Origin of the sequence: Ramlibacter sp., from assembly GCF_036676645.1 — a bacterium.
In the GTDB taxonomy this organism is placed as follows: Bacteria; Pseudomonadota; Gammaproteobacteria; order Burkholderiales; family Burkholderiaceae_C; genus Ramlibacter.
The window spans coordinates 149,020-156,782 of sequence record NZ_JAKFCM010000087.1; the positions used below are offsets into that span (position 1 = coordinate 149,020).

Genomic DNA, 7,763 nt, shown 5'->3' on the forward strand with positions numbered 1-7,763 from the left:
CCATCATCGCATCGACGGACCGCAGCGTGTCTTCAGCGTGCGGCCAGCTGCTGCCAGGTCGAGATCACGCTGTCGGGATTGAGCGAGATCGACGCAATGCCTTCGTCGGCCAGCCAGCGCGCGAAGTCCGGGTGGTCGCTCGGGCCCTGCCCGCAGATGCCGACGTACTTGCCCTGTCCGCGGCAGGCGGCGATGGCGCGCGAGAGCAGCGCCTTGACGGCGGGGTCGCGCTCGTCGAACTCGGCCGCCAGCAGCTCGAGGCCGGAGTCGCGATCCAGTCCGAGCGTGAGCTGGGTCAGGTCGTTGGAGCCGATCGAGAAGCCATCGAAGAACTCCAGGAACTGCTCGGCCAGCAGCGCGTTGCTCGGGATCTCGCACATCATGATCACCTTGAGCCCGTTCTCGCCCCGTCGCAGTCCCTGGCGCGCCAGCAGTTCGGTGACGCCCCGCGCCTCCCCCAGCGTGCGCACGAACGGCACCATCACCTGGACGTTGGACAGCCCCATGTCCTCGCGCACGCGCCGCAGCGCCTCGCATTCCATGCGGAAGGCTTCCTGGAAGGCGCCGCTGATGTAGCGGGCCGCGCCGCGGAAGCCCAGCATCGGATTCTCTTCCTCCGGCTCGTAGCGGCTGCCGCCAATCAGCTTGCGGTACTCGTTGCTCTTGAAGTCCGAGAGCCGCACGATCACCGGCTTGGGCCAGAAGGCGGCGGCGATGGTGGCCACGCCCTCGGCCACCTTGTCGACGTAGAACGCGCGCGGCGAGGCGTGCCCGCGGGCCACCGACTCGACCGCCTTCTTCAGGTCCGCGTCGACGTTGGGATAGTCGAGGATGGCCTTGGGGTGCACGCCGATGTTGTTGTTGATGATGAACTCCAGCCGCGCCAGGCCCACTCCCTCGTTGGGCAGCTGGGCGAAGTCGAAGGCCAGCTGCGGGTTGCCGACGTTCATCATGATCTTGGTGGCGACCGGCGGCATCTCGCCGCGCTGCACCTCGGTGACCTCGGTTTCCAGCAGGCCGTCGTAGATGTGGCCGGTGTCGCCCTCGGCGCAGCTGACGGTGACCAGGGTGCCGTCCTTGAGCAGCTCGGTGGCGTCGCCGCAGCCCACCACGGCCGGGATGCCCAGCTCGCGCGCGATGATGGCCGCGTGGCAGGTGCGTCCGCCGCGGTTGGTGACGATGGCGCTGGCGCGCTTCATGACCGGCTCCCAGTTGGGGTCGGTCATGTCGGTGACCAGCACGTCGCCGGGCTGCACCCGCTCCATCTCGGCCGTGCCGTGCACCAGGCGCACCGGCCCGGTGCCCACCTTCTGGCCGATGGCCCGGCCTTCGGCCAGCACGTTGCCCTTGCTCTTGAGCTTGTAGCGGACCTCGGTCTTGCCCTGCTGCTGGCTCTTCACCGTCTCCGGCCTTGCCTGCAGGATGTACAGCTGGCCGTCCTCGCCGTCCTTGCCCCACTCGATGTCCATGGGGCGGCCGTAGTGCTCCTCGATCACCAGCGCGTAGCGGGCCAGCTGCTCGACGTCGGCGTCGGTGAGCGAGTAGCGGTTGCGCTGCTCCAGCGGCACCTCCAGCGTCTTGACCAGCTTGCGGTCCTGCGCCTTCTCCTGCGGCGTCGTGAACACCATCTGGATCAGCTTGGAGCCCAGGTTGCGGCGGATCACGGCGCGCTTGCCCGCACGCAGCATCGGCTTGTGGACGTAGAACTCGTCCGGGTTGACCGCGCCCTGCACCACCGTCTCGCCCAGGCCGTAGCTGGAGGTGATGAACACCACGTCGGCGAAGCCCGATTCGGTGTCGATGGTGAACATCACGCCGGCGGCGCCGAGGTCGCTGCGCACCATGCGCTGCACGCCGGCCGACAGCGCCACGTTGGCGTGGGCAAAGCCCTTGTGCACGCGGTAGCTGATGGCCCGGTCGTTGTAGAGCGAGGCGAACACTTCCTTGATCTTCTCGAGCACGTGCTCGATGCCGTGCACGTTCAGGAAGGTCTCCTGCTGGCCGGCAAAGGAGGCGTCCGGCAGGTCCTCGGCGGTGGCGGAGGACCGCACCGCGAAGCTGGCGTCGGCACCGCCGGCGGACAGGCGCGTGAACTCGTTGCGGATCTCCTTTTCCAGCTCGGCCGGGAACGGCTGTTCCAGCACCCAGCCGCGGATCTCGGCGCCGGCGCCTGCCAGTGCGCGCACGTCTTCGGTGTCCAGGGCATCCAGCCGCGCATTGATGCGCTCGCCCAGGCCGCCATGGGCCAGGAACTCGCGGAAGGCGTGGGCGGTGGTGGCGAAGCCCGTGGGGACACGCACCCCCTGGGGCAGCTGGGAGATCATCTCGCCGAGGCTGGCGTTCTTGCCGCCGACCACCTCGACGTCGGTCATTCTCAGGTTCTCGAACGGTACGACCAGGGCGGCCGGGTTGAAGCGTGCAGACATGGAAAGGCTCCGGAAGTTGAAAGCGGGTCTGCGCTCCAGCGGCGCGCGCGGGCGTGTCGGTCGGGTCGGCTTTGTAGTGCTTGGAATGGGCCTGAACGCGTCATGACATGCGGCGGATAATTGCCGGACATTGTAGGCACGTGGCCCTTTCGAAGGCCGTGCGGCCGGCCCGAAAGAACCGATGTCCAACCTGCACACGCGCACCGTCTTCTTCATCTCGGACGGCACCGGCATCACCGCCGAGACCTTCGGCAACGCCATCCTTGCGCAGTTCGAGTTCAGGCCGCGGCACGTGCGCCTGCCCTTCGTCGACACTGTGGACAAGGCGCACCAGGCGGTGCGGCAGGTCAATCACGTGGCAGAGCTGGAAGGGCGTCGGCCGCTGGTCTTCACCACCCTCGTGAACGTGGAAATCCTGCAGGTCATCGAGGAAGGCTGCCGCGGCATGCTGCTGGACATGTTCGGCACTTTCGTGCGGCCGCTGGAGATCGAGCTGGGGATGAAGTCCAACCACCGTGTCGGGCGCTTCTCGGACATCAGCAAGAGCAAGGCCTACCACGACCGCATCGAGGCGATCAACTACAGCCTCGCGCACGACGACGGGCAGAGCCACCGCGACCTCGACCATGCCGACGTGGTGCTGGTGGGGGTCAGCCGCAGCGGCAAGACCCCGACTTCGCTGTACCTGGCCATGCAGCACGGGCTGAAGGCGGCCAACTACCCGCTGATCCCCGAGGACTTCGAGCGCCGGCAGTTGCCGGCTGCGCTGGTGCCGCACCGGCGCAAGCTGTTCGGCCTGACGATCCAGCCCGAGCGCCTGGCCGAGATCCGCAACGAGCGGCGGCCGCATTCGCGCTATGCATCGCTGGAGAACTGCCGGATGGAAGTGGCCGAGGCGGAGGCGATGATGCGGCGCGCCGGTATCCGGTGGCTGTCGACCACGACCAAGTCGATCGAGGAGATCGCCACCACCATCCTGCAGGAGATCCGGCCCGAGCGGCTGGAGTACTGAGGCCGTTCAGGCCAGGCCGCTGATCACCCAGTGGTGCTGGCAGCGGCGGCAGCAGACCTCGGCTTCATCGCTGCCCCCGTGCGGGGCCACCACCTTGAAACGGCCGTATTCGCCGCAACTCTCGCACTGGGCCTGGTTGGCCACGCCTTCCGCCCGCGTCAGCAGGAACAGGTAGCGCCGCAGCGCCCAGGCGCCGATGGCGGCGGACAGCAGCACATACACGAGGTTGACCAGGCGCTCCGCCGGGCCGCCGTCCCGTGAAGCCTCGAGCGCGGCAAACACCGCCACGAGGCTCAGGAAAGCCAGCACCAGGTGGGCGTGGCTGGACAGCAGTTCCCTCTCGTACCACTTGCGGAAGCCGGCGCGGCGGAAGGCTTCGGCCAGGCCGAGGTGCAACGGGGGATTCAGGATGTTCCTCATGGCGCGATCCTGGTGCGGATCGCGCGGGCGCGCTGCCAGCAGACGGAGCGTGGGGTCGTCGGACAGGGGTACGGGGTGGACCGGGCTATAATAGCCAAAAAACATCGAAGACATTGCTCCAATAAATTGGATCAATAGGAACCCCGCACCTAATCTACGGGTCTCACACGCACAGTCAACGCTACAGCAAAGGAGTAAGCAACCCATGTCCCTGATCAACACCCAGATCACCCCCTTCCAGGCCACCGCGTACCACAACGGCAAGTTCGTGCCCGTTTCGGACGAGAGCTTCAAGGGCAAGTGGTCCGTGGTCGTGTTCTATCCGGCCGACTTCACCTTCGTGTGCCCGACCGAGCTGGGCGACCTGGCCGACCATTACGCCGAGTTCAAGAAGCTGGGCGCCGAGGTCTACGGCGTGTCCACCGACACGCACTTCACGCACAAGGCCTGGCACGACACCTCCGACACCATCAAGAAGGTGCAGTACCCGTTGATCGGCGACCCGAGCCACCAGCTGGCCCGCTTCTTCGACGTGCTGATCACCGAAGGCGAGGACACCGGCCTGGCGCTGCGCGGCACCTTCATCATCGATCCGGAAGGCCGCATCAAGACCGTCGAGGTGCATGACAACGGCATCGGCCGCGTCGCCACCGAAACGCTGCGCCGCCTGAAGGCCGCCCAGTACATCGCCGCCCACCCGGGCGAGGTGTGCCCGGCCAAGTGGAGCGAAGGCGCCGAGACGCTGAAGCCTTCGCTGGACCTGGTCGGCAAGATCTGAGCCACCGGCGCTCCACGACCGCGAACGAGGCCCGGGTGCGCCCTGCGCCCCCGGGCCTTTCCATTCCCACATCCTGAGCAACGAGAGGAAGCTGCACATGCTCGACGCCAACCTGAAGGCCCAGCTGGCCGCCTACATGGAACGCATTGCGCAGCCGGTGGAGATCACCGCGCTGCTGGACGACACGCCCGCCTCGCGCGAGATGCAGGCGCTGCTGCGCGACATCGCCGAGACCTCCCCGCTGGTGCGCGTGAGCGAGACGCGGCAGGCACAAGGGCCGCACCGCACCCCCTCGTTCTCGATCAACCGCCCCGGTGAAAGTCACGGTCCGCGCTTCGCGGGCCTGCCGATGGGCCACGAGTTCACCTCGCTGGTGCTGGCGCTGCTGCAGGTCGGCGGCTATCCGCCCAAGGTCGAGCAGGACGTGCTCGAGCAGATCCGCGCGATCGACACCGACCTGGAGTTCGAGGTCTACGTCTCGCTGACCTGCCACAACTGCCCGGACGTGGTGCAGGCGCTGAACCTGATGGCGGTGCAGAATCCGCGCATCAAGGCCACCATGATCGAGGGCGGCCTGTTCCAGGACGAGATCGAGCAGCGCCAGGTCATGGGCGTGCCCACCGTGTTCCTGAACGGCACGATGTTCGGCACCGGCCGCATGAGCCTGGAGGAGATCCTGGCCAAGGTCGACACCGGCGGCGCCGAGCGCGAAGTGAAGAAGATCGCGGCCAAGGACCCGTTCGACGTCCTGATCGTCGGCGGCGGCCCGGCCGGCGCCGCCGCGGCGGTCTACGCCGCGCGCAAGGGCATCCGCACCGGCGTTGCCTCCGAGCGATTCGGCGGCCAGGTGCTGGACACCCTGGGCATCGAGAACTTCGTCTCGGTGAAGGAGACCGAAGGACCGAAGTTCGCGCTGGCGCTGGAGGAACACGTGCGCCACTACGACGTGGACATCATGAACCTGCAGCGCGCCAGGTCGCTCAAGCGGGGGGCGGACCTGATCGAGGTGGAGCTGGAGAACGGCGCCTCACTCAGGAGCCGCACCGTGATCCTGACCACCGGCGCGCGCTGGCGCCAGCTGGGCGTGCCGGGCGAGCAGCAGTACCGCAACAAGGGCGTGGCCTACTGCCCGCACTGCGACGGGCCGCTGTTCAAGGGCAAGCGCGTGGCGGTGATCGGCGGCGGCAACTCCGGCGTGGAGGCTGCCATCGACCTGGCCGGCATCGTCGGCCACGTCACGCTGATCGAGTTCGGCGAGCAGTTGCGCGCCGACGCGGTGCTGCAACGCAAGCTGGCCAGCCTGCCCAACGTGACCACGCTGGTGAACGCGCAGACGACCGAAGTCACCGGTGACGGCCAGAAGGTCGACGGCTTGGTCTACAAGGACCGGGCCAGCGGCCAGGAGCACCGCGTCGGGCTGGAAGGCGTGTTCGTGCAGATCGGCCTGGTGCCCAACACCGAATGGCTCAAGGGCGCGGTGGAGCTGTCGAAGCACGGCGAGATCGTGGTCGATGCCCGCGGGCAGACCTCGGTGCCGGGCGTGTTCGCCGCCGGCGATGCAACGACGGTGCCGTTCAAGCAGATCATCATCGCCGCGGGCGACGGCGCCAAGGCTGCGCTGGGAGCCTTCGACCACCTGATCCGCACCTCGGCACCCGCCGACGCGACGGTGACCGAAGCGGCTGCCGAGGCCGTGCCGGCCTGAACGCGAGAGCTTCTCACGCACCGTCGTGGGAGCTGCGCAGGAGCTTGCATCGCGGGCTGCGAATCGGGCGAGAATGCCCGCTTCGCAGCCCCGCAAGGAGAACAAGAATGCAAGGCAACCCGCAAGTCCTGCAGCAGCTGCAGGCGCAGCTCAAGAACGAGCTGACGGCCACCAACCAGTACTTCCTGCACTACCGCATCCTCAAGCACTGGGGGTTCGGGCGGCTGGCGAAAAAGGAGTACGAGGAATCCATCGGCGAGATGAAGCATGCCGATCGCCTGATCGAGCGCATCCTGGTGCTGGACGGGCTGCCCAACCTGCAGGACCTGGGCAAGCTGCTGGTGGGCGAGGACGTGCCGGAGATCCTCGACTGCGACCTGCAAAGCGAACGCGGCGCGCAGGCCACGGTCAAGGAAGGCATCGCCGCCTGCGAGGCGGCGCAGGACTACGTGTCGCGCGAGATCCTGGAAGACATCCTGGAAGACACCGAGGAACACATCGACTGGCTCGAGACCCAGGTCGAACTGCTGGCCAAGGTGGGTTTGCAGAACTACCTGCAGTCGCAGATGGGCGACGGGACCTGAGTCCCGCCTGCCGGCTCCTCGCGCGCGGCACTTCCTGCCGCTGAACTTGCATCGCCACGCGCCCTTTCGGGGCCGGTTCTGCTTCTCGCGGCCGCAGCTCCTGGGCTGCTTGAATGCGAGCGTCGCATCCTGCTGCGCATGGGGTCCACCACATGAGGGCTGCGGGGGGCTTCAAGGAAGTTGATGATAGTCATTGCAAATGCGATCGATTCGCATTTAAAATCTGCCTCATCGCATCCCGAACCCTCGCAGTACCCCGCCATGATCGTTTGTGTCTGCCGCCGAGTCTCCGACCGCGAGATCGCCCGCCATGCCCGGGCCGGGATGAGCTTCGACGACATCCAGTTCGAGCTGGGCGTCGCCACCCAGTGCGGCCAGTGCGAAACTTGCGCCCGGGACGTGGTCGCGCAATGCAACCCGGAAGCACCCGTCGCGGCAGTGCAGCACGAGGGCTGCGGATGCGGAGGCGGCGCATGGGCTTGTTCGTCCTCCTTGGCCTGATCCTGCCGCTGGTGCTGGGCGCTGCGTGGTGGGCCTTGCGCGACTGAGCTCGCCGCGTCCCGCGCCTGTTGATGACCCCGATATCACTGCCCTTCCGTCGCCGCAATGCCGCTGCCGCCGGCAGCGTGCTGCTCGCGCACGTCGCGGCCCTGTGGGCGCTGCAGCAGGGTCTGGTCCGGCGCGAACCGCCCGAAATCGTGGTGCCGGTGCAGGTTCTTAGCGAGATCATTCCGGCGCAGCCGGTGGTCCCGGCTCCGCCTCCGTCGGCTCCGCCGCCGCCGCCCCAGCCTGCTCCGGCGCCCGCGCCGCGCAAGGCGCCGGCGCCGCGTCCGGCCCC

The 7,763-nt window shown here is 67.6% G+C and carries 7 protein-coding genes and 1 pseudogene; 6 read left to right on the plus strand and 2 right to left on the minus strand.

The genetic code is table 11. From position 1 onward, the window contains the following. Positions 1–32 precede the first annotated feature (32 nt). Positions 33–2,426 carry a phosphoenolpyruvate synthase gene (ppsA, locus tag V6M57_RS13030; protein ID WP_332815422.1) on the minus strand — a complete coding sequence of 798 codons (2,394 nt, stop codon included), beginning with the start codon at positions 2,424–2,426 and terminating at the stop codon, positions 33–35. A 181-nt stretch (positions 2,427–2,607) separates the two neighbouring features. On the opposite strand from ppsA, the gene ppsR reads away from it, so the two are divergent. Then, positions 2,608–3,438: a posphoenolpyruvate synthetase regulatory kinase/phosphorylase PpsR gene (ppsR, locus tag V6M57_RS13035; protein ID WP_332815423.1), complete on the plus strand. Its 831-nt coding sequence runs from the start codon at positions 2,608–2,610 to the stop codon at positions 3,436–3,438. A gap of 6 nt (positions 3,439–3,444) precedes the next feature. On the opposite strand, the gene V6M57_RS13040 is transcribed toward ppsR, so the two are convergent. Further along, entirely contained in the window at positions 3,445–3,858 is a 414-nt protein-coding gene (locus tag V6M57_RS13040; RefSeq protein WP_332815424.1) for a hypothetical protein, read from the minus strand. Positions 3,859–4,063: 205 nt separating this feature from the next. Between V6M57_RS13040 and ahpC the strand changes: the two genes are divergently transcribed. From ahpC to V6M57_RS13065, 5 genes and pseudogenes are all read left to right on the plus strand, one after another. Next, entirely contained in the window at positions 4,064–4,636 is a 573-nt protein-coding gene (ahpC, locus tag V6M57_RS13045; RefSeq protein ID WP_332815425.1) for an alkyl hydroperoxide reductase subunit C, read from the plus strand. 97 nt (positions 4,637–4,733) lie between these two features. Further along, positions 4,734–6,341, plus strand: a complete 1,608-nt coding sequence (ahpF, locus tag V6M57_RS13050) for an alkyl hydroperoxide reductase subunit F (RefSeq protein ID WP_332815426.1) — start codon at positions 4,734–4,736, stop codon at positions 6,339–6,341. Positions 6,342–6,448: 107 nt separating this feature from the next. Continuing rightward, a complete protein-coding gene (bfr, locus tag V6M57_RS13055; RefSeq protein ID WP_332815427.1) occupies positions 6,449–6,925 on the plus strand; it encodes a bacterioferritin in 477 nt (158 codons plus the stop codon). Between the two features lie 261 nt (positions 6,926–7,186). Next, complete coding sequence (locus V6M57_RS13060; protein ID WP_332815432.1) at positions 7,187–7,426, plus strand: (2Fe-2S)-binding protein; 240 nt, start codon at positions 7,187–7,189, stop codon at positions 7,424–7,426. Positions 7,427–7,497: 71 nt separating this feature from the next. Then, positions 7,498–7,763 (plus strand): annotated as a pseudogene (locus tag V6M57_RS13065) (energy transducer TonB); the annotation flags it as partial.

Bases quoted from the DNA above. Each gene is read 5' to 3' on its own strand.
- ppsA (WP_332815422.1), bottom strand. From the start codon at position 2,426: ATGTCTGCACGCTTCAACCCGGCCGCCCTGGTCGTACCGTTCGAGAAC.
- ppsR (WP_332815423.1), top strand. From the start codon at position 2,608: ATGTCCAACCTGCACACGCGCACCGTCTTCTTCATCTCGGACGGCACC.
- V6M57_RS13040 (WP_332815424.1), bottom strand. From the start codon at position 3,858: ATGAGGAACATCCTGAATCCCCCGTTGCACCTCGGCCTGGCCGAAGCC.
- ahpC (WP_332815425.1), top strand. From the start codon at position 4,064: ATGTCCCTGATCAACACCCAGATCACCCCCTTCCAGGCCACCGCGTAC.
- ahpF (WP_332815426.1), top strand. From the start codon at position 4,734: ATGCTCGACGCCAACCTGAAGGCCCAGCTGGCCGCCTACATGGAACGC.
- bfr (WP_332815427.1), top strand. From the start codon at position 6,449: ATGCAAGGCAACCCGCAAGTCCTGCAGCAGCTGCAGGCGCAGCTCAAG.
- V6M57_RS13060 (WP_332815432.1), top strand. From the start codon at position 7,187: ATGATCGTTTGTGTCTGCCGCCGAGTCTCCGACCGCGAGATCGCCCGC.